General features: G+C 31.5%; 23 protein-coding genes. 13 read left to right on the top strand and 10 right to left on the bottom strand.

Going from position 1 to position 21,018, the window contains the following annotated elements; genetic code table 11:
• Window positions 1-51: 51 nt before the first annotated feature.
• Window positions 52-1,032, top strand: a complete 981-nt coding sequence (gene trxB, locus ACI5KZ_RS08980; protein WP_109308926.1) for a thioredoxin-disulfide reductase — start codon at window positions 52-54, stop codon at window positions 1,030-1,032.
• Window positions 1,033-1,166: 134 nt separating this feature from the next.
• On the opposite strand, the gene ACI5KZ_RS08975 is transcribed toward trxB, so the two are convergent.
• From ACI5KZ_RS08975 to ACI5KZ_RS08960, 4 genes are all read right to left on the bottom strand, one after another.
• Complete coding sequence (locus tag ACI5KZ_RS08975; protein ID WP_165815805.1) at window positions 1,167-1,895, bottom strand: head GIN domain-containing protein; 729 nt, start codon at window positions 1,893-1,895, stop codon at window positions 1,167-1,169.
• A 97-nt stretch (window positions 1,896-1,992) separates the two neighbouring features.
• A complete protein-coding gene (locus ACI5KZ_RS08970) occupies window positions 1,993-3,825 on the bottom strand; it encodes a PspC domain-containing protein (protein WP_406847458.1) in 1,833 nt (610 codons plus the stop codon).
• Complete coding sequence (locus ACI5KZ_RS08965; RefSeq protein ID WP_109308924.1) at window positions 3,825-4,163, bottom strand: PadR family transcriptional regulator; 339 nt, start codon at window positions 4,161-4,163, stop codon at window positions 3,825-3,827. The genes ACI5KZ_RS08970 and ACI5KZ_RS08965 overlap by 1 nt, the downstream gene beginning before the upstream one ends.
• Window positions 4,164-4,250: 87 nt before the next feature.
• Window positions 4,251-4,697 (bottom strand): DUF4870 domain-containing protein, encoded by a 447-nt coding sequence (locus ACI5KZ_RS08960; protein WP_406847457.1) that lies wholly within the window; start codon window positions 4,695-4,697, stop codon window positions 4,251-4,253.
• 158 nt (window positions 4,698-4,855) lie between these two features.
• Here ACI5KZ_RS08960 and ACI5KZ_RS08955 point away from each other — a divergent pair, with 158 nt between their 5' ends.
• The 4 genes from ACI5KZ_RS08955 (at window position 4,856) to ACI5KZ_RS08940 (ending at window position 7,761) form a co-directional block, all read left to right on the top strand.
• On the top strand, window positions 4,856-6,043 hold the full coding sequence (locus tag ACI5KZ_RS08955) for a hypothetical protein (RefSeq protein ID WP_109308922.1): 1,188 nt from the start codon (window positions 4,856-4,858) through the stop codon (window positions 6,041-6,043).
• Window positions 6,044-6,119: 76 nt separating this feature from the next.
• Window positions 6,120-6,575 carry a DUF4442 domain-containing protein gene (locus ACI5KZ_RS08950; RefSeq protein WP_109308921.1) on the top strand — a complete coding sequence of 152 codons (456 nt, stop codon included), beginning with the start codon at window positions 6,120-6,122 and terminating at the stop codon, window positions 6,573-6,575.
• A 57-nt stretch (window positions 6,576-6,632) separates the two neighbouring features.
• On the top strand, window positions 6,633-7,433 hold the full coding sequence (locus tag ACI5KZ_RS08945; protein ID WP_109308920.1) for a TIGR00266 family protein: 801 nt from the start codon (window positions 6,633-6,635) through the stop codon (window positions 7,431-7,433).
• A 130-nt stretch (window positions 7,434-7,563) separates the two neighbouring features.
• Complete coding sequence (locus ACI5KZ_RS08940) at window positions 7,564-7,761, top strand: hypothetical protein (RefSeq protein WP_109308919.1); 198 nt, start codon at window positions 7,564-7,566, stop codon at window positions 7,759-7,761.
• A gap of 32 nt (window positions 7,762-7,793) precedes the next feature.
• On the opposite strand, the gene ACI5KZ_RS08935 is transcribed toward ACI5KZ_RS08940, so the two are convergent.
• Window positions 7,794-8,732, bottom strand: coding sequence for a LysR substrate-binding domain-containing protein (locus ACI5KZ_RS08935; protein ID WP_109308918.1), 939 nt, complete (start codon window positions 8,730-8,732; stop codon window positions 7,794-7,796).
• A gap of 142 nt (window positions 8,733-8,874) precedes the next feature.
• Window positions 8,875-9,297 carry a DUF2141 domain-containing protein gene (locus ACI5KZ_RS08930; RefSeq protein WP_109308917.1) on the bottom strand — a complete coding sequence of 141 codons (423 nt, stop codon included), beginning with the start codon at window positions 9,295-9,297 and terminating at the stop codon, window positions 8,875-8,877.
• A gap of 217 nt (window positions 9,298-9,514) precedes the next feature.
• Here ACI5KZ_RS08930 and ACI5KZ_RS08925 point away from each other — a divergent pair, with 217 nt between their 5' ends.
• Window positions 9,515-10,117: a trimeric intracellular cation channel family protein gene (locus tag ACI5KZ_RS08925; RefSeq protein ID WP_109308916.1), complete on the top strand. Its 603-nt coding sequence runs from the start codon at window positions 9,515-9,517 to the stop codon at window positions 10,115-10,117.
• Between the two features lie 42 nt (window positions 10,118-10,159).
• Here the strand turns inward: ACI5KZ_RS08925 and ACI5KZ_RS08920 are convergent, their stop codons facing one another.
• Window positions 10,160-10,876: a peptidylprolyl isomerase gene (locus ACI5KZ_RS08920; protein WP_109308915.1), complete on the bottom strand. Its 717-nt coding sequence runs from the start codon at window positions 10,874-10,876 to the stop codon at window positions 10,160-10,162.
• Window positions 10,877-10,951: 75 nt separating this feature from the next.
• On the opposite strand from ACI5KZ_RS08920, the gene ACI5KZ_RS08915 reads away from it, so the two are divergent.
• Window positions 10,952-11,593 carry a CoA pyrophosphatase gene (locus tag ACI5KZ_RS08915; RefSeq protein WP_109308914.1) on the top strand — a complete coding sequence of 214 codons (642 nt, stop codon included), beginning with the start codon at window positions 10,952-10,954 and terminating at the stop codon, window positions 11,591-11,593.
• Window positions 11,594-11,644: 51 nt separating this feature from the next.
• Window positions 11,645-12,460, top strand: coding sequence for a lysophospholipid acyltransferase family protein (locus tag ACI5KZ_RS08910; protein ID WP_406847456.1), 816 nt, complete (start codon window positions 11,645-11,647; stop codon window positions 12,458-12,460).
• Between the two features lie 33 nt (window positions 12,461-12,493).
• On the opposite strand, the gene ACI5KZ_RS08905 is transcribed toward ACI5KZ_RS08910, so the two are convergent.
• Window positions 12,494-13,138: a hypothetical protein gene (locus tag ACI5KZ_RS08905; protein ID WP_109308912.1), complete on the bottom strand. Its 645-nt coding sequence runs from the start codon at window positions 13,136-13,138 to the stop codon at window positions 12,494-12,496.
• Between the two features lie 4 nt (window positions 13,139-13,142).
• A complete protein-coding gene (locus ACI5KZ_RS08900) occupies window positions 13,143-13,637 on the bottom strand; it encodes an RNA polymerase sigma factor (RefSeq protein WP_406847455.1) in 495 nt (164 codons plus the stop codon).
• 128 nt (window positions 13,638-13,765) lie between these two features.
• Between ACI5KZ_RS08900 and ACI5KZ_RS08895 the strand changes: the two genes are divergently transcribed.
• Window positions 13,766-15,040, top strand: coding sequence for an NAD(P)/FAD-dependent oxidoreductase (locus ACI5KZ_RS08895; protein WP_109308910.1), 1,275 nt, complete (start codon window positions 13,766-13,768; stop codon window positions 15,038-15,040).
• 64 nt (window positions 15,041-15,104) lie between these two features.
• Here ACI5KZ_RS08895 and ACI5KZ_RS08890 read toward each other — a convergent pair whose 3' ends face one another.
• Entirely contained in the window at window positions 15,105-15,773 is a 669-nt protein-coding gene (locus ACI5KZ_RS08890) for a lysoplasmalogenase (RefSeq protein WP_406847454.1), read from the bottom strand.
• A 136-nt stretch (window positions 15,774-15,909) separates the two neighbouring features.
• On the opposite strand from ACI5KZ_RS08890, the gene ACI5KZ_RS08885 reads away from it, so the two are divergent.
• The 4 genes from ACI5KZ_RS08885 (at window position 15,910) to ACI5KZ_RS08870 (ending at window position 21,017) form a co-directional block, all read left to right on the top strand.
• Window positions 15,910-18,063, top strand: a complete 2,154-nt coding sequence (locus tag ACI5KZ_RS08885) for a TonB-dependent receptor (protein WP_406847453.1) — start codon at window positions 15,910-15,912, stop codon at window positions 18,061-18,063.
• Window positions 18,064-18,155: 92 nt separating this feature from the next.
• Window positions 18,156-18,881 (top strand): energy transducer TonB, encoded by a 726-nt coding sequence (locus tag ACI5KZ_RS08880; protein ID WP_109308908.1) that lies wholly within the window; start codon window positions 18,156-18,158, stop codon window positions 18,879-18,881.
• Window positions 18,882-19,041: 160 nt separating this feature from the next.
• Complete coding sequence (locus tag ACI5KZ_RS08875) at window positions 19,042-19,671, top strand: hypothetical protein (protein WP_406847452.1); 630 nt, start codon at window positions 19,042-19,044, stop codon at window positions 19,669-19,671.
• Window positions 19,672-19,679: 8 nt separating this feature from the next.
• Window positions 19,680-21,017 (top strand): 2TM domain-containing protein, encoded by a 1,338-nt coding sequence (locus tag ACI5KZ_RS08870; protein ID WP_406847451.1) that lies wholly within the window; start codon window positions 19,680-19,682, stop codon window positions 21,015-21,017.
• The last annotated feature ends 1 nt before the right edge of the window (window position 21,018 follow it).

Genomic DNA, 21,018 nt, shown 5'->3' with positions numbered 1-21,018 from the left:
AAGGTTTCTTATAAAAATTCTACTTTTGTTGTATATAAATTACATTTCATTATGTCTGATACAATAGAAAAAGTAAAGTGCTTAATAATAGGGTCTGGACCTGCAGGATATACTGCAGCTATTTATGCTGCCAGAGCAAATATGAAACCTGTTTTATACCAAGGAACTCAACCAGGAGGTCAATTAACAACAACTAACGAAGTTGAAAATTTTCCAGGTTATCCAGATGGGATTACAGGACCAGAAATGATGATTGAGCTACAAAAACAAGCTGAACGTTTTGAAACAGATGTACGCGACGGTTGGGTAACAAAAGTTGATTTTTCTGGAGGTGTACATAAAGTTTGGGTAAATGATACAAAAGAAATTCATTGCGATACAGTAATTATATCTACTGGAGCTTCGGCCATGTATTTAGGGTTAGATTCTGAACAGAAATATTTAAAGCTTGGTGGAGGTGTCTCTGCGTGTGCTGTTTGCGACGGATTCTTTTACAGAAATCAAGAAGTAGTGATTGTTGGAGCAGGAGATTCTGCTTGCGAAGAAGCACATTACCTCTCAAAGCTTTGTAAAAAGGTAACGATGTTGGTAAGACGTGATGAGTTTAGAGCCTCAAAAATTATGGCTGCTCGTGTTAAAAATACAGAGAACATTGAAATTCTTTATAACACAGAAACCGATGAGGTTCTAGGAGATGGACAGGTTGTGACTGGAGTAAGAGTATTTAATAATCAAACTCAAGAAAAGCACGAGATTCCAGCAACTGGCTTTTTTGTGGCTATTGGACACAAACCAAATACAGATATCTTTAAAGACTTTTTAGATTTAGATGAAACAGGATATATTATCAATGTACCTGGAACTTCTAAAACCAATATAGAAGGTGTTTTTGTTTCTGGAGATGCAGCAGATCATGTGTACAGACAAGCTGTTACAGCAGCAGGAACTGGATGTATGGCAGCTTTAGATGCCGAAAGATGGTTGGCTTCTAAAGATGCTTCGTTTGAAGTGTCTACGTCTAACTATAACTAAATAGCATATTATAAATTATTAAAAAATCCGAAAACGAAAGTTTTTGGATTTTTTTGTTTTATGAAGATTAATAAAAACCATCTCAATCCCTTAAAGATTGACATGGTTTTAGTTTTTGGTTGTTAGTTAGGGGTTTAATTTCTTTTTATTGAACCAGAGACACCATCGCTAGTTTTTACAACTTCTGGATTTCCTGAATATCTAATATCGCCACCACTAGAGGCTTTTGCAGTAAGTTTTTTAGAAGTGTTTACTCTAATGTCAGCACCACTAGTAGCTTTTACTTGCGCATTTAATGTCATTAGATTTTCGGCTTCAATAGAACTACCACTTGTTGCTTCTGCAATAAAATTATCTGTCTTACCTGTTAATTCGATATCGCTACCACTGGTTGAGTGACAGGAAACAGATTCGGCATCAATTGATAATTCTATATCGCTTCCACTAGTAGAATTTAATTCTAAATCTGAAACACGAATGGTATTTGTTGAAACGACATCGCTACCACTTGTGGTTTTGATAGATGAAATATGATTGAAATGCAACATCACTTTTTTAGAAGTCGATCTTCCAATGTTTTCACTTGCAGTTATAATAAGCACATCGTTTTCAATGTTTGTAGTAATAATATCGTGAAGATTTTCGTCTGCTTCTACACTTAAGCGTTCTGTATCACTTTGTGTTAAATAGACATCAATACCTCTACTCACTTTAATGGAATTAAAAGTGCCATTTAAAGGTCGTTCTTTAATTACTACTTGTCCGTTTCCATTTATTCCTGTTCCAAAATTTCCGTCGAAATTACATGACATCATTAAGATGGCTAGTATAATTGATGCCATGATTTTTGTTAGTGTACTCATAATTGTTCGTTTTTTGATTGATGATTTTATTGATGATTCAAAGATTGCTTTTTATTAAGTTTTTAAAAAGTTTTCTTTTCTGAACTGTTAGATAATATTACTCAACTGTATGATTATCATCAGAAGTAATATTAATACCGTTTTCGTCGATGTTTACTTTCATTGTTTCGCTATTTGCATTGACGCCAGCATCATTAATTTCTAGATTAGAACCTTTCGATTTTATCTCTATGCCTTTGTCATTTATTTTAATATGAGAATCGTTGTCGTTGATGTCTATTTTAAAATCCTCATCTGGACAGTCTGAACATAAAATTTCATTATTCATGATTTTTAAATACTTTTCTTCCATGCCATTCTCTAAAATATCGTCGTAATAGCTTGAATTTCTATGAAAACTATAAGTGTTATCATCTGCATAAAGGGTTGAACCTTCAGGTAAATACAGAATAAGTTCTACTTCTTGATCGCTAAATTTATTTTCGTATGCAGTTGTTAAATAAGCATCTAATAAAAGCTCATTGTCTTTTAATACATAGTTGTAATTAATGTTGTTTGCTCTTTCTTTTGCTTGTTGATAACTGCTTCCTTCTGCACTTTTCTCAATTCTTAAAGAAGCCAAACTATCTTTAGTAGATCTTACAATAAGACGAATGTCTGATGAATAGATGATTTTTTCATCATTTTCATTATAAACCAATCTTACAGAATTACTATTTCTATACACACTATTTTTATAAGCATCATTTGTAGTCATCTTAACTTTAAGTGTATCGTTTGCTGTAATATTAAGAGTTTCCTTGGTGTTTACATTTGCATCAAAAGCATGTTCACTAGCTTGCTTTACACCTATAACCGCTAGGCTAATTACAGCAATAAACCAAAGACCTAGTAATGAGAATTTTGCAATGTTTCCAATAGATTTTAAATTGTTTACTAAAATTTTTAATCCTAAATAGAAAACAAAGAAAAATGGAATGCCAATAGCAAAAAGAATTAATAGAGACACAAGCCAGATAGGTGTATTAGCTGCATTTGCTGCGTCTATAAAATCGAAACCAGGAACATGAATTAAATCGGTTGCGCCAACTGTAAAGAATCCTATTATGAGTCCTATTAACGTTGCAGAACCAATAATGATAAGCATGATTCCTATAAATTTCGCAAATACTTTAAGGAAAAACATGAAGATATCTCCAATGGTATCGAAAAATGACTTAGATGTCGATTTTAGACTATTTCCTTGCTTTTGAAAATTGACGTTTTTAGCAGCGTCGGAAACAGTATTTGAGACATCTTTTGCTTTTTCAGAAAGCGTATCTGATACATTTCTTGCGGCATTTGAAACACCATCAAAGCCGTCCTTGATTTTTTTTTCAATGTTGCTAATATTAACAGGCTCGCCAGTCATGGTTAGCTTGTCGGCAGTGGTTACAGCTTCTGGAACTAAAATCCATAATAAAATGTAAAGTAAGACACCTGTTCCTGCGCCAAAGATTAATAATATCCAGATTAAACGAATCCAAAGTGCATCAATACCTAAGTAATGCCCAAGCCCAGAAGAGACACCTCCTACATAAGAGTTATCTGTATCTCTAAATAGTTTTTTTGCACGACCTGAAGGTCTGCTTTGATGTGTCTTTGGTTCATCTTCAAAGATTTCGTCGTCCACAAGATAATCTTCTGGTTGTCCCATTATGGTAATGACTTCATCAACCTCTTTATTTCCAATAACTTGTTTCTCGTGTTTGACACGTTCGCCAAAAAGTTCTGCAATTCTTGCTTCAATATCAGCTATGATTTCAGATCTTCCTTGAGAGTCTGTAAATGAACGTTTTATAGCCTCAAGATAGCGTTGTAGTTTTATGTATGCGTCTTCATCTATATGAAAAAAGATACCTGCTAAATTTATGTTGACTGTTTTATTCATTATTTTGTGTTTTTTTGACTGGTTACTATATTAACTGCATTTTGTAATTCACTCCAAGTAGTGTTTAATTCGTTTAGAAACAATTTACCTGTTTCTGTTAGACCATAATATTTTCTTGGTGGTCCTGATGTTGATTCCTCCCATCTGTAATTGAGAAGTCCTGCGTTTTTAAGACGTGTTAGTAAAGGATAAATGGTGCCTTCAACCACTAACAGTTTTGCGTCTTTAAGAGTGCCTAAAATTTCTGCTACATATGCATCCTCATCTTTAAGGACAGATAAAATGCAGTATTCTAAAACACCTTTTCGCATTTGTGCCTTTGTGTTCTCTATCTTCATAGTGTCAATCGTTTTAATTTTTTTAAACTGTTCATTTTTTGATTTTGATTTATACTTCTATGTTTTAACAAAGAAGAATTGATGATTTTATTTTAAAAAGTTAATGGTTAATGGGTATTTGTAATATTCGCCATCTTTTGCTGCCAAACCAGCCTTTACAATAAAAACGAGCTCTAGTATGAATCCCGTAAAAGCTATAAAACCTAATCCACCTGTTATATATAAAAGTGGCGAAGGTTTTGTTAAGCTTAAATGAATGCTGTCAAACGTGTCAATATTTATAAAATCTAAACCACTAAATAGATTAAAAACAAAGAACGGAATTGTTAACATTCCTAAAATAATAGCATATAATAAAATGCTTATCTGAAAATTAATTGCTTGTTTTCCATGAGCATCTACAAATTCTGATTTGTCTTTATTTGCAATCCATAATATTAAAGGTCCTATAAAATTCCCAAGAGGTATAATAAATCTAGAGAAGGTTGAAAGATGAATAAATGTGGCAATATTTTTTTGGTGATTGTCTAACATTTTAAAAGCATATAATAGTTTCTTATGCAAATATATATCTAAAAGAAGGTATTATGCAATACAAAGTACTAAAATTTAACAAAACATTAACAAATTGTAGTTCGGTTATTTTTAATAAATTGGGGTACGATTAATATCGTCTAATTTATAACTAAGTTATGATTAAAAAATTCGCTTATGTCTTGACTATACTGTGTTCAAGTTGTATTTCTCAAACTCATCCTGTTGAAGAAAATATTATGGATGTTGCTTGGAAAACGTATCAGTCTCCAACGAATACACCAGATTATTTAAAGCCTTTTACAAATAAGTTTGGTTATCAAATAACAAGAATAAGCGATGTTTCTGTCTTTGAAGGAGATAGTCAAAGACTAAGACATCACTATAGTTTAGATTCTCCATGGAACAGTAATGAGACCTTTATTAAACTATCTGGTTACCCAGCAGCCATTCTTGATGGAAGCACTTATAAATTTATTAAATGGGCAGATATTCCAAACTCTGCTACCTGGTCTAATACCAATCCAGATGTGATGTATGGGACTTTAAAAAACAGGTTGGTTTCTTATAGTTTAAAGAGTAATAACATTCGAGAAATTTATGAATTCAGTGATTTTGAAAAAATTAGTTATGGACTTAATAAAGGGAATATGTCTTATAATGATAAATATATTGGCATTGTAGGAGTTAATGAAAACGAATTAACGTTACTAGTGTTCGATATTCAAAACAATCAAATTGTTGGCACAGATTATCTTGGTGCTGTTAATTTAGCCTGGTTTTCGGTAAGTCCTTTAGGTAATTTTGCTATTACTGCTTTTTCTGAAGATGGGGAAGAAGAAAATCAGGGATTAAAAGCATACGATATAGATTTGACGAATAAAAGGCATCTAAATAATTACACTACACATTCAGATTTAGGAATTGATACTGAAGGAAATGAAGTGTACGTCGCTTTTGGAGATAAAACAACCAGACCTAATCATTTTTATATGAAAATGGTTCGGCTTTCCGATGGGTTAGTTACACCACTCTTTAAATACACAGAAGCTACTGGTGTTTGGGGAGGACATATAAGTTGTAGAAATACAAAAAGACCAGGTTGGGCCTACGTGAGTGAAGGATGTTGTGAGACGATAGGAAAAAAGGAACTATTTGCTATAAAATTAGATTCAAGCAATACCATAGAAAGGTTTGGAGAACATCATGCAACCTACCATGATAGTTATGAAGAGCAAGCTCAAGCTGTTGTAAATAGAGATGGAACAAAAATGATTTTTGCCAGTAGTTGGAATGGGTTGTTTACAACAACATATCCTCCAGCATTTGTTGTTGAAAAGAAATAAGCGTCCATTATTTTTTAAATTATTGAAATCTTATCTTTGAATGATTAAATCCTATTTTTAATTTCAAAATCAAAACATGAAAATAACTCCCAAAAAACTTAATAGCTTTTTACTTTTTAAATTACCGTCGGCCTATTTTACTGGAGTTCGTACAAAACATTTAGATGCAGAAAGATGTATTGTTAGCGTAAAACATCGATGGATTAATCAAAACCCGTTTAAATCTTTATTTTGGGCAGTACAAGGTATGGCTGCCGAATTAACTACAGGGGCATTAATAATAAATAAAATAGAAGCAAGTGGTAAAAATATTGCGATGCTATTAGTTAAAAATGATGCAAGCTATTCTAAAAAAGCCACTGGAAGAATTACTTTTGAGTGTTCCGAAGGGCTTTTGGTAGATGAGGTTATTAATAAAGCCATACAAACCGAGTTAGGAGAGCAAATTACTTTAAATGTTGTTGGCAAAAACTCTAATAACATAGAAGTGTCAAGATTTACTTTCACTTGGTCTGTAAAAGTAAGAGCTTAATTGTAACAAAATGTTATTTTCTGCAACATATAAAGTATAAATTAAACATAAATTATTATGACAGCACACGAAATAGATTATAAAATATACGGTGAAGAAATGCAATTTGTGGAAATAGAATTAGATCCACAAGAAGGCGTAGTTGCAGAAGCAGGAAGTTTTATGATGATGGACGACGGGATTAAAATGGAAACTATTTTTGGCGATGGTTCTGCTAAAAGCAAAGGGTTTTTAGATTCCATACTTGGAGCTGGAAAACGAATACTTACTGGTGAAAGTTTATTTATGACTGCTTTCTATAATAACTTAACAGGAAAACGTAAAGTAAGTTTTGCCTCACCATATCCTGGAAAAATAATTCCGATAGATTTAACGGCTTTTAACGGGAAGTTTATTTGTCAAAAAGATGCTTTTTTATGCGCAGCTAAAGGTGTTAGTATTGGAATAGAATTTAGTAAAAAATTAGGCAGAGGCCTTTTTGGGGGTGAAGGTTTTATTATGCAAAAGCTTGAAGGAGACGGTAAAGCATTTGTTCATGCTGGTGGAACCATGGTGCAAAAAGAATTAAAACAAGGTGAAATATTAAGAGTAGATACAGGCTGTATTATAGGCTTTACACAACATATTGATTACGATATCGAATTTATTGGAGGTATAAAAAACACCATTTTTGGAGGTGAAGGTTTGTTTTTTGCAAAACTTCAAGGTCCAGGAACTGTATTTATTCAATCCCTCCCTTTTAGTAGGCTGGCTGGACGAGTTTTAGCTTCAGCTCCAAAAGGAGGAGGGAAAGACAAAGGAGAAGGGAGTGTCTTAGGAGGGTTAGGAGATTTGCTTGATGGAGATAACAGGTTTTAAATTTATGTGTACTGTTAAAGTTTTGTTTAAATATAAAACCAATGCTTTTTTTTAGTAAATTTAGACATAGAACTAAACATAAATGCCTATTTAACAAATCTACTTTTTTAAACCAAAACCTAAAATAATTATGGCGAGAGCAATGTTCGAGTACACCAAAACAGTACTTAATAAAGTTAGTTTTGATGCTACGTTGTTTTGCAAAGAAGTACAAAAAGCCCTTCAAAGATTATTACCCTATGAAATTGAAGAGTTAAAGATTTATATCCAATCTCTTGTACTGCAAAATCCAGATTTAAATCAATGTCTAATCTATCTAAAAGAATAATAAAATTAAAAGCGACCAACAGGTCGCTTTTTTTATTTAGGTAATGGACTAATTATTTCGACATTTTGGAATTTAATAGCACCTCTAATTATGCCAGAAATTACATTCTGTAAGGCTTCTATTATTTGCATTTTAAGCTCACTTTTATGATAAATAATACTGACTTCCCTGGCAGGACTTGGTTCGTTAAAATGATGTAAATTAAGTTTCGCTTTTTCATTTAAATCTAAAGTGTGTAAATAGGGTAGAAGTGTCATTCCCATACCTTCATTAGAAAGTTTAATTAAGGTTTCTATGCTACCACTTTCTATTTGGAAATGCGAATCTACTTGACTTTTAAATGCTTTACAAAGATTAATAACACCATCTCTAAAACAATGCCCATCTTCTAGAAGTAGCATATCTTCAATATCTAAATCTGAAGTGTTAATTTTTTGTTTACTGTGTAATCTATGATGTTCGGGAATATAACCAACAAATGGTTCGAAATATAAGACTCGTTCTTTAATGCTATCGGTTTCCAATGGAGTTGCAGCAATAGCTGCATCTAAATGCCCTTCGTTTAACCTAGTTATAATATCTTCAGTTGTTAATTCTTCTATTTTAAGTTTAATTTTCGGATACTTTTTAATAAAAGCTTTTAGAAACATGGGTAGAAGTGTCGGCATAATAGTTGGAATTATACCAAGTTTAAATTCGCCTCCTATAAAACCTTTTTGTTGATCGACTATGTCTTGTATTCTATAGGATTCATTGACAATGTTTTTTGCTTGATTAACAATCTTTCTACCAACTTCAGTAAGTTCAATGGGTTTCTTACTTCTATCAAAAATCAAAACATCTAATTCGTCTTCTAATTTTTGTATTTGCATGCTTAATGTTGGTTGCGTAACAAAACATTTTTCAGCAGCTTTTGTAAAATTCTGATTTTCAGCGACAGCTAAAACATAATATAGTTGTGTAATGGTCATGCCAATTAATTTAGACTATAAAAATATAAAAACTATCAATAAAATTTATAACAATGAGTGTTAATAATAGATTAAATGTGTTGTAAATAAAAAAGCGACCAAATATTTATTTGGTCGCTTTTATTTATAGATGTATAATGAATTAGAATCGAATTACAACTTCTATATCTTCATCTACTAATTCAAATTTTGCGTCTGTAAAATTTGGTGGGCCAAAAAGTACAGGGTTATTAGACATACCATAAGATTCACTAGGTCTTCCTGTAGTATCGAAATCCATTTTTTCATTATCATTTGCATCATGGAACACCATAATAGCATAAGTTCCAGGTGTTACATTGTCGAAAGTAACTGCAACAGTGCCATCTACTATCTCGCTTTTAGAGATCTGAACCCCTTTTGCTTTCATAAAAGTGTCTTCTGTATGCAGACCAATTAACATGTGACCTTCATCACTTAAAGCATTATCTACTTTTACAGTAATACTGTAGGTTTCTGTACTTTCTTGAGCAAAACTTAATGTTGAAGTTAAAATAAGTGATAAAATTAAAGTTAGTGTTTTCATTTTTGTTGATTTATTGATTAATACTTTTCAAATGTCTAATTATTATGCATGTGAAGATAAGAATACTTACCCAATTGTAAATTTAATTGCTTGAATTGTATATATCTATTCTGTTTTAATCAGAATTTAATCAATATTAGCTTTATTATTGAGTGCTTTTACCTTTATTTTGTACATCTATTTAAGAAGAATGTTTTAGAACAAGAATTTATAAAATATGTTTTACGCCATTGATATATTAGGAACTATCGCTTTTGCCATATCTGGTGTTTTAGTTGCTTTAAACAAAAGAATGGATCCTTTTGGAGTTTTAATAATTGCGTTTGTAACAGCTGTTGGTGGTGGAACCTTACGCGATATTTTAATAGGAGACACGCCAGTTAGTTGGATGAAAAACATGACGTATGCTTATGTTATTCTAGCTTCTACCATATTTACCGTAATTTTTAAATCTAAAATAGATTATTTAAGAAAATCATTGCTGTTATTCGACACTATTGGAATAGGACTTTATACAGTTGTTGGTGTAGAAAAAGGCATATCTGCAGGATTAAACCCTATTATTTGTGTTTCCTTAGGGACTATTTCTGCTTGTTTTGGTGGTGTTATTCGCGATATATTATGCAACGAAATTCCAGTTATTTTTAGGAAAGAGATATATGCTACTGCTTGTATTGTTGGTGGGTTTTCTTATTTTTTAATAAAAAAGCTCCCAATAGATATCGACATAGCTTTTGTTATTGCAGGATTTATTGTGATCTTGGTAAGATTATTAGCTATTCGATTTAAAATTAGTCTACCAAGTTTGTATAAAGACTAATAAAATCATAATTGAAATTTAATTTTGATTTCAATTTTTTAACTATTCTAAAATTTCAACTTTTTCAATGTAAATGTTTTGTAAAGGCCAATCTCCAACATCTGTTTTTTGTTTGGCTATCATATCAACAACATCTAAACCTTTTATTACTTTTCCAAAAATAGTATAATCGCCATCCAAATGGTGTGCACCACCTTCTTGTTGAACAATAAAAAATTCAAATGGAGATGCTAATTTGTATGGATTGTCTATCTCACCACTAGGCATACTTATAACACCTCTATCGTGTTTAAAACCACGCTTAGTATCGGTAGGTAAAAGATACCTGCCAATGTTGTTGCGTTTTTTAGACACTTTAGAATCGTCAGAGTTTCCAGCTTGAATAATAAAATTATTGATAACACGATAAAATTGTGTGCCTTCAAAATAGTTTTGTTTCGTTAAAAAAATAAAATTAGCACGATGAAATTTTGTTTCATTAAATAATAAAATGTCAATGTCTCCAAAACGAGTGGTGATGCGTACTTTATTTTCAGGATTTTCTTTTTCGTATTGAAGAAAAAACTCCATAGCATTTTCGTCTGTTAAACGTTCAGGCTCTTTCTCTATCGTTTTAATTTCGACATCTTTCTCAGAAAAAGTGTCTTTTTTATTTTTTTTGCTTGTTTCTGTAACCGATGTATTTGTTTTTTTATCAGATTGTTTATCTTCACAATTCAATAAGAACAAACTAACTACAACTAGAAAAATATACTTCATAAATGAATTTTGATCCTTTTTTATATTCAGATTTATTAATGGTTGCTTATGTTTTTTGATAGCATTTAGAAAACTATGGAATTTGATAAATTTTGTAAGCTCATTTCAAAAATAGAAAATATACCACTTCCAGCCGAACCTTCTCAGTTAAAAATGTCGCCACCTTTTAGAGAAGCTTTGAAAGAAAAACAAAAGTATGTAATTAAAGATGCTAAGCACGCAGGTGTGATGGCGCTATTTTATCCGAATTTGAACTTAGAGACAAATCTGGTTTTAATATTAAGAAAGACCTATAAAGGTGTGCATTCTGCACAAATAGGATTCCCTGGTGGGAAGTTAGAAAAATCAGATGCTTCCATTGAAGCTGCTGCTGTTAGAGAAACTTTTGAAGAGGTTGGTGTGCCAGAAAATTGCATTGAGGTTTTAAGAAAACTAACACAAGTTTATATTCCACCTAGCAACTTTTTTGTGCAGCCTTTTATTGGAATTTCTAGAATCACTCCTAGTTTTATTAAGCAGGACGAAGAGGTGGAAGATATTTTAGAAGTGACATTGCAAGATTTTATTAACGATATAAATGTGGTGCAAAAAACGGTTGCTACTTCGTATAATAGAGATGTAGTGGTTCCAGCATTTAATTTAAACGGACATATAGTCTGGGGAGCAACAGCTATGATGTTAAGCGAAATTAAAGACTTGTTAAAACAGGCTATGTAAAGGTTCTGTTTTTAGTATCTTTGTGCTATCTAACTAAGAAAAAAATCTTTTATGGGTTTGTTTAAAAGAAATCCTTTCGGACACTTACTTTTTATAAAAAAATGGGTTATTAGAATCATTGGTTCTCTCTCCCACAGAAGGTTTAGAGGGTTTAATGAGCTTCAAATTGAAGGCTCAGAAATAATTAAAAACTTACCAGAAACAAACGTCTTGTTTATTTCAAATCACCAAACATATTTTGCTGATGTCGTTGCCATGTTTCATGTTTTTAATGCAAGTTTAAGTAATAGAGGAGACAATATTAAGAACATTGGTTATTTGTGGAACCCAAAATTAAATATCTACTACGTTGCAGCAAAAGAGACGATGAAGTCTGGATTATTGCCAAAAATATTGGCTTATGCTGGTTCGATTAGTATTGAACGTACATGGCGATCTAAAGGTGAAGATGTTAAGCGTCAGGTTAAAATGAGCGATATTTCTAATATAAAGAAAGCTTTAGACGATGGTTGGGTTATTACGTTCCCTCAAGGAACCACCACACCATTTAAACCTATAAGGAAAGGAACAGCCCATATTATTAAACATTATAAACCTGTGGTTGTACCTATTGTCATTGATGGTTTTAGACGATCTTTTGATAAGAAAGGTTTGCGTGTAAAAAAGAAAAATATCTTACAAACTTTTGAAGTTAAAGAACCACTTGTTATCGATTATGATAATGAAAGTATTGCAGATATCGTTGAAAAAATAGAATATGCCATCGAACAGCACCCTTCGTTTTTAAAAGTGATACCTCGTGAAGAATTAGAGGAAAAAGAAGAATTAAATAAAAAACGAAAATGGCGTCTTGAAGATGATTATTAATCTGATTTCTGGACCTTATTAGAGGTGTTATATTTACACTTCTAGTTTTTTAAGTTCTTTATAATTTTTATTAAGTCGTTTTAATAAGATGCCATAAATTAAATAATAAAAACCTAGAATAACGGCAATAAACACTGCTAAAAATACAAGGGTTAAAACAATGGTAATTGCATAAAATTTAAAGGCTTCACCATTTGCCGAAGCTTTTTCCACCAAGGAAATCATGTCTTCATCTCTATCAAACTGAATACCCAAGGCAACAAACGCCGAAACAGCCATATAAATAAGGTTGAAACCAACATAGTGTTTAACGGTTCGTCTTGTTTTCAAGATGTTTTCCATTAAAATTTTGGCGCTATCTGTAGCCGAAATAGTTCTATAATTCATGTAAAATTTATAGAAAAAATAAGCTAAAATGATATAGCCTAATATTAAGAATGGAATCATGATATTTTCAGCATGATAACTTTCAAAACGCTTGTTATAATCGGTGTTTTTAAAAGCAAATGAAATTAAAGTCCAAAGAGCAAATTCTAATATGCTAATAATAAAGATCCATTTGACAATAGAAGACGATTTCTTCAAAATCATTTTATAGATTTCATTATAGGATAGCTTCGGATACTTTGTATCTTCATCTTTTTTCCAGTCTTTTTTTAATAATTCTAATTCATCCATATGTTTACGGATTTAAAATAGTTCTTAATTTGTTTTTTACTCGATTCATCTTCACACGCGCATTAACTTCACTAATTCCTATTGTTTCACTAATTTCTTTATAGTTTTTGTCCTCCAAATAAAGGAAGACAAGTGCTTTTTCAATATCGTTTAATTGATGTACTGCTTTGTATAACAATTTTAATTGTTCCTCTTCAGTATCATCATAAGGTTCAGATGAAATTTTATATTGAAACGAGTCGAATTCTTCAGTTTTAATAGACCGTTTACGTTTTCTATAAAGTGTTATGGCAGTATTTAAACCAACACGATACATCCATGTACTAAATTTTGAATCGCCTCGAAATTTCGGATAAGCTTTCCAAAGTTGTATGGTTATTTCCTGAAATAAATCGTTATGTGCCTCTTGATTGTTTGTGTAAATTCTACACACTTTATGCACAATGTTTTGATTCTTTTCTAACTCTTCAATAAAATTATGTTCTAATTCTTTATTCAAAAGGATGGTTTAGTTATACTATAAGTAGTCTTTTTTAAAATTTGTTACAGTTACTCGAAACATTATTTAAAAATAGTGTTAAACAAGCATAAGTTGTATCTTTGAAATAGATTTTTTTTCTACATATTATGAATATTCCTAAATCTAAGAATCCACGAATTGTTATTATAGGAGGAGGTTTTGCAGGTGTTAGTTTGGTTAAAATGCTTGCAAATAAAAGTGTACAAGTTGTTCTGTTAGATAAGCGCAATTACCATACGTTTCAGCCATTATTATATCAAGTGTCTTCATCTGGATTGGAGCCTGATTCGATTGCCTATCCATTAAGAAAAATTATAAAAAGCCAACCTAATACATTTTTTAGATTAGCAGAGGTTCGTTCAATTGATGGAATTTCTAAAAAGATTGTTACAGACATTGGAGAATTGTCTTTCGACTATTTGGTAATTGCAACAGGAACAAAAACCAATTATTTTGGTAATAAAGCTATTGAGATTAATAGTATGCCAATGAAAACAGTGCCACAAGCTCTAAACATTAGAAGTTTAATCCTTCAGAACTTTGAAAAAGCGGCAATTGCTAATTCTAAAGAAGAGCGAGAAGCTTATCTCAATTTTGTAATTGTTGGTGGTGGACCAACAGGAGTGGAGCTTGCTGGTGCAATTGCTGAGCTTAAAAACCATATTCTGCCTAAAGATTATCATGATCTGAATTCTAGCGATATGCAAATTCACCTTTTAGAAGGAGGACCTAAATTGTTACCTCCAATGAGTGAACATGCCTCTAAAAAATCCCTAAAATTTTTAAATACATTAGGAGTTGTTGTGCATTGTAATACGTTTGTAAAAGATTACGACGGATTAAAAGTATCTACAAACACCAATTTAATACTTGAAACAGAAACCCTAATTTGGGCAGCTGGTGTTACTGGAAACCCAATTCAAGGCTTGGAGAATGTGCTTATAGAAAAAGCTAACAGATATCGTGTAAACAACTATAATCAAGTAGAAGGATATGATGCTATTTTTGCTCTTGGAGATATTGCTTTAATGAAAACCGAAGCCTATCCAAATGGACATCCTCAAGTTGCGCAACCAGCTATTCAACAAGGAAAATTATTAGGAAAAAATCTGATGAGTTTGATTGCAGGAAAACCGATGAAAAAATTTGAATATAAAGACAAGGGTTCTATGGCAACCATAGGAAGAAATAAAGCAGTAGTCGATTTAAAAGCGTATAAGTTTTCTGGTTTTTTTGCTTGGTTTGTCTGGATGTTTGTACACTTAATGTCTTTGGTGGGTTTTAGAAATAAAATTGTTGTTTTATTTAATTGGACTTATAATTATATCAATTTTGATAAAGCAGCTAGATTAATTATTAGACCTTTTAAAAAGCTAAATTAATAGTTTATGTAATTGTTGTAAAACTATGGATTACAATATGTTAAATATAAGTTATAGATTTAATCTATCGTTGTTTTAAAAGTCCGAAAACAATAAATAATTGTGCAAATGAGTAAGTAAACATAATACTAAAATTTGTAAATGGCAAGGGCTGATAAAATTTGTTTAAAGCTAAAATACTATCCGAAATCATAAATAAAATAGCACCAATAAACACTAAAGTAAAACTAGTTTTAACAACCTGCCCTTTTCTTAAAAATGCTGCAGTTGCCATTGCAAAAATAACTAACATATATAGTATAACTGGGATTAACATATTGCCTAAAGAATCTCTTAAAATATAAAATATTAGAACGCCATAAGCTAGTAAAGATCCAATAAAAACGATGCTGTTTTTTGAAGTGTTTCTATGTTTTAAAAACACTAAAACATAGAAAATATGTGCTGTTAAAAAAGCGACTAACCCTCCAATAAAATAGTTTGCCGATTGACTTACAAACATGAGTAGAATATCTCCAAGCAAAGAAAAAACTAAGGCTAATAATATCATGGTTTTTAACTTGATTTCTAGGTTTGAACTTTGTGTCCAAAAAAATATGATTAATGAAATCAGAATAGCTGGTTTTGCTATATAGTTTAGATTAGAAATACTTTCGTAACTTGATGTTGCAATTTCTAATATGAGAAGAAAAATAAATAGAATAGCAAAGGATTTCTCAGTTTTGGTTAGCATAGATTCTAGGTTGAAATCAAATATATTCAATTCATCATATAATTTTTACATTTCGGTCTTTTTTTGTTTTTGTTCAATCATTTTCTAAAGAGATTTGTTTCATCAATCAAAAAATCGAACAGTAAAACAATCAATCATGAAACAAACCTTTTTAATCTTTTTCTACCTTTTAACCTTATCTGCAACCTCACAAACGATTATTAATGGAAATGTAACAGACACTAAAAACCAACCCATAGAAGGTGCTAATGTTTATTTAGATGGCACATACGATGGTACCACTACAGATGAAAATGGAAACTTTTCATTCAAAACCAGTGAAACAGGATTCAAAACTTTGAAAGTCTCCTTCTTAGCCTTTGAAACTTTGTTGTTAACAAAGGACATTTCCGAATTAAACAATTTACAGCTTAAATTACGAGAAGACGTGAATGCTTTAGATACAGTTGTTATTTCTGCAGGTACGTTCTCAGCTGGAGACAATAGTAAAATTTCAGTCTTGAAGCCATTAGACGTTGTTACCACAGCAAGTGCTTTAGGGGATTTTGTTGGCGCTTTACAAACTCTTCCAGGAACCACAACAGTTGCCGAAGATGGCAGGTTATTTGTACGTGGTGGTGAAGCAGAAGAAACTCAAATTTTTATAGATGGTATTCGGGTGTTTACACCTTATGTACCTACAACTAATAACACACCAACTAGAGGTCGTTATTCTCCTTTTTTATTTGATGGTATTACGTTTTCAACAGGTGGTTATTCGGCTGAATTTGGTCAGGCCTTATCTTCCGTACTTCTATTAAATACAGTTGAAGAACCAGATCAAGAAAAAACAGATATTGGTATTATGAGCGTGGGAGCTAGTTTAGGTCATACAGAAAAATGGGAATCCAGCTCCCTAAGTGTTAATGGCTCTTATATTAATCTAGCACCTTATGTTGCTTTGTTTCCAGATAGAAACGATTGGATTAAACCTTTTCAAGGAGGATCGGGAGAAGCTGTTTTTAGACAGAAAACAAATACAGGTTTATTGAAATTGTATTCAGCCTTCGAGTTTGGAAGTTTTGATTTAATTCAAGAGGATATTAATTTCTCGGAAGGAATTCATAATAAAATGAACAACCAAAACCTTTATTTTAATGGCTCTTATAAGGGAAGCTTAGGTGGTAATTGGTCTGTTTTTGGAGGCCTAAGCTATACATACAATAAAAGTGAATTTGAAGTGATGGACGATAATATAGCCGATAAAGAGAATTCGTATCATGCCAAATTCAAATTACATCATCGTTTTAGCAATAGATTTAAATTAAATTTTGGAGCAGAATATTTTGCAACTAATTTTAATGAAGCTTATGATAATCCATTTATAAATGACATTTCTTACGGATTTAAAAATAACCTTTCAGCAGCTTTTGCTGAAAGCGATGTGTTTTTTTCAAAAAACCTGGCTTTAAAAGCAGGTTTAAGAATGGAGTATAGTGAGTTGTTTGAGCAATTAACATTATCTCCAAGACTATCTTTGGCTTATAAAACATCTGCTAAGAGCCAAGTTTCTTTGGCTTATGGTAATTTTTTCCAAAATCCTAACAACAACATATTGAAATTTGAACAAGATTTAAATACTCAAAAAACAGCACATTATATCTTAAACTATCAGTTAAATAATGATGGACAGATTTTTAGAGCTGAAGCATTTTATAAAGATTATAAACACTTGATAAAATACGATACAGAATATGCCGATTTTAATAGTAATTACAACAATTCTGGTTCTGCATATGCAACGGGAATCGATTTGTTTTGGAGAGACAGTAAAAGTATTAAAAACTTAGATTATTGGGTGAGTTACAGTTTTTTAGATAGCGAAAGAGATTATAATAATTATCCTATAGAGGCCACACCAAATTTCGTAAATACTCATAACCTGTCACTGGTTACTAAATATTGGATTGAGAACTGGCGAAGTCAATTTGGAATGAGTTATTCTTTTGCATCTGGAAGAACCTATACCAACCCAAATATGGCAGGGTTTTTAAATCAGAAAACAAAATCGTATAACAGTTTAAGTGTGAATTGGGCTTATTTAATTTCACCACAAAAAATATTATACCTATCGGTGAACAACGTTTTAGGAATCAAGAATGTCAATGGATATCAATATGCAGATACACCAGATAGTAATGGGAATTACGCAAGTAGAACTTTAAGGCCAGCAGCCGATCAATTCTTTTTTGTTGGTTTCTTTTGGACTATAAGTGAAAAAGGCACAGACAATCAACTTAAAAATTTATAATTTTTTCAGTTCCTAGCTTGTTGCAAACATGATAAATATCATAGTAATCTGATGGTTAGTGTCTTAACTTTAAGAGACTAAATGAGATTGTTATGAAAACTAAAAAAAATCCAAAGGTTGAAGTTGGCAGAAATAGTGGTCTATATTTTGCCATTGGCTTAAATGTCATGTTACTTTTTACGTATCTTACTTTAGAGCATAAAACTTACCAAAGGACAAAAGTCTCAATAGATAATGTTCAAATGGAAGAATTGTATGAAGAAGACATTCCTATTACAGATTTAAGTGTAACACCACCACCACCAACAGTACTTTCAACTCCAGAAATTATTACTGTTGTTGAGAACACTAAGGAAATAGAAGAAACTGTTCTGGAAAGCACAGAAACAGATCAAGAGGAAAAAATTGAAGAGCGAGTAGTGCAAGTTGAAGAAGTACAAGTTGAAGAAGTCGAGGAAGACGTAAGCATTCCTTTTTCAGTAGTAGAGAAAGTGCCTATTTTTCCTGGATGTTTAGACACTTCCAATGAAGCATTAAAAGAGTGTTTTAATAAAAAAATTAATAATCATATTATTAAAAATTTCACTTACCCACAAACAGCTTTAGAGCTAGGAGTGTATGGAAGAGTTATTGTCCTTTTTCAAGTGGATAAAGATGGAAACGTAACCAATATTAGATCTCGTGGACCAGATAAGATGCTTGAAAAAGAAGCAGAACGTATTATTGGCTTGCTTCCAAAAATGAAACCTGGTCTGCAAAGAGGAAATCCAGTAACAGTACCTTATAGTATTCCTATTAATTTTAAGATTGAAAATTAATTGGCATCTATGTAATTCATTAGATAAACACTTTTGTAAATTTATGAAAGTGTTTATTGTTTAATAACAATTCAGAATTAAAATATTACAGTTCGGTTAATCACTTTTTATTTGTTGTATCATTAATCAGATATTTGTCTCAACATTAAAAACGAATACAATGACAATCTTAAAACATTTTATTTTAATTGCAGCCATTTTGTTTACTGCAAACATGCAATCTCAAACACAATATGAACAAGGTATGCAGAAAGCATTCGATTTATGGGAAACAAACCCAATTGAAGCTTCACAGCTGTTTGAACGTATAGCAAACGCTGAACCTGATAATTGGTTGCCTCCATATTATGCTGCCGAAACTTTGATTTTGAATGGTTTTACAAAACTAAACGACAAAAGTGCTTTAGAAGCTCAGCTAAATCAAGCACAAAATTTTTTAAATGATGCTACAGCTATTTCAAAAGAAAATCCTGAAATAATGGTTATGCAAGCTTTGTTATATACGGTTTATGTGGCAAGCGATGGGGCTAAATATGGGATGACGTTATCTGGAAAAGTTATGGCATTATATACTAAAGCCGAGGCCATTGCGCCTAACAATCCCAGAGTTGTTTTAAATAAAGCTGATTGGGAAATTGGTGGAGCCCGCTATTTTGGTCAGGATACTCAGCCATTTTGTAAAGATGTAGAAAGAGCCTTAGAACTTTTTGCTACCTTTAAACCAGAATCTAAATTTGCACCATCTTGGGGAAAAGAAAGAGCCGAAGAAATTTTAAAAGATTGTAAATAATAATACTCATGAATAGTAACACTAAAAATATTTTAATAACCTTTGGTATAGGCTGTATTGTCTTTGTAATAGGTAATGCCATTTTTAACGGTTTTGAATTTGAAAGTGTTAATGAGTTATTGATCCATTTTTCATTCTATCAACTATATGCATTTGTTCTAGGATATTCTAATATGTATTTTTTTGGTTATCTAGAAAAATATCCATGGAAAGAAAATGATAGTATTAAAAGAATTATTTTAGGTATTGTAGGTTCTGTTGTTATTACTCTTATTGGACTGTTTTTATTAAGAATGTTAACAGCCATGTTTTATAATGGCCAATCGATTGAAGTTTTTATAGCTAACGAATCTTATAGAAATTACACCTTTGGTTTATGGATTACATTAAGCATTGTAATTACATTCCATGCGTTTTATTTTTTTAAAAAGAATCAGGAAAAAAAGGTTAAAGAATCGCAAATAGTTGCCCAAACGCAAACAGCTAAATTCGATGCTTTAAAAAATCAGTTAGATCCTCATTTCCTTTTTAATAGCTTAAATGTGTTGACAAGCTTAATAGAAGAAAACCCAGACAAAGCACAAGATTTTACAACCTCCTTATCTAAAATCTATCGATATGTTTTGGAGCAAAAAAACAAAGATTTAGTGTCTGTAGACGAAGAACTTAAATTTGCTAAAACTTACATGTCTTTATTAAAAATGCGATTTGAAGATAGTATTGTTTTCGATATTCCAGAACAAGCATCTAACCCAGACAGTAAAGTGGTGCCTTTATCTCTTCAGTTATTATTAGAGAATGCAGTTAAACACAATATGGTTACAGAAAAGAACCCGTTGCATATAAAAATTTACGAAAAAGACGGACTTTTACTCGTAGAAAACAATTTACAGATTAAACAAATAGTAAAAAAGAGCAGTGGCGTAGGTTTGAGTAATATCATGCAACGCTACGATTTATTAACCAAACGAAAAGTCATCATCAATCAACAAGCAGATAGTTTTGCAGTTGCAATTCCAATGCTTACTAAACAAATTACCATTATGGAAACAAAATCAGAACACAACAGAGAAGACGCATATTACAGAGCAAAAAAACAAGTAGAAGAAATGAAAGGCTTTTACGGGAATTTACTTTCTTATTGTATAGTTATTCCTTTTTTAGCATTTTTAAATTACCAAACATCATGGAGTTTTCAATGGTTTTGGTTCCCTATGTTAGGTTGGGGAATGGGCTTGATCTTTCATGGATTTGCCGTATTTGGGTATGGTAAATCTTGGGAACAACGTAAAATACAAGAGATTTTAGAGAAAGAAGAAGAGTCTAATCAAAATAAATGGAAATAAT

It is taken from the genome of Xanthomarina sp. GH4-25, from assembly GCF_045363175.1.
In the GTDB taxonomy this organism is placed as follows: Bacteria; Bacteroidota; Bacteroidia; order Flavobacteriales; family Flavobacteriaceae; genus Xanthomarina.
The sequence above is the reverse complement of the archived record's forward strand: the minus strand, read 5'-3'. Positions and strand labels throughout refer to the sequence as shown.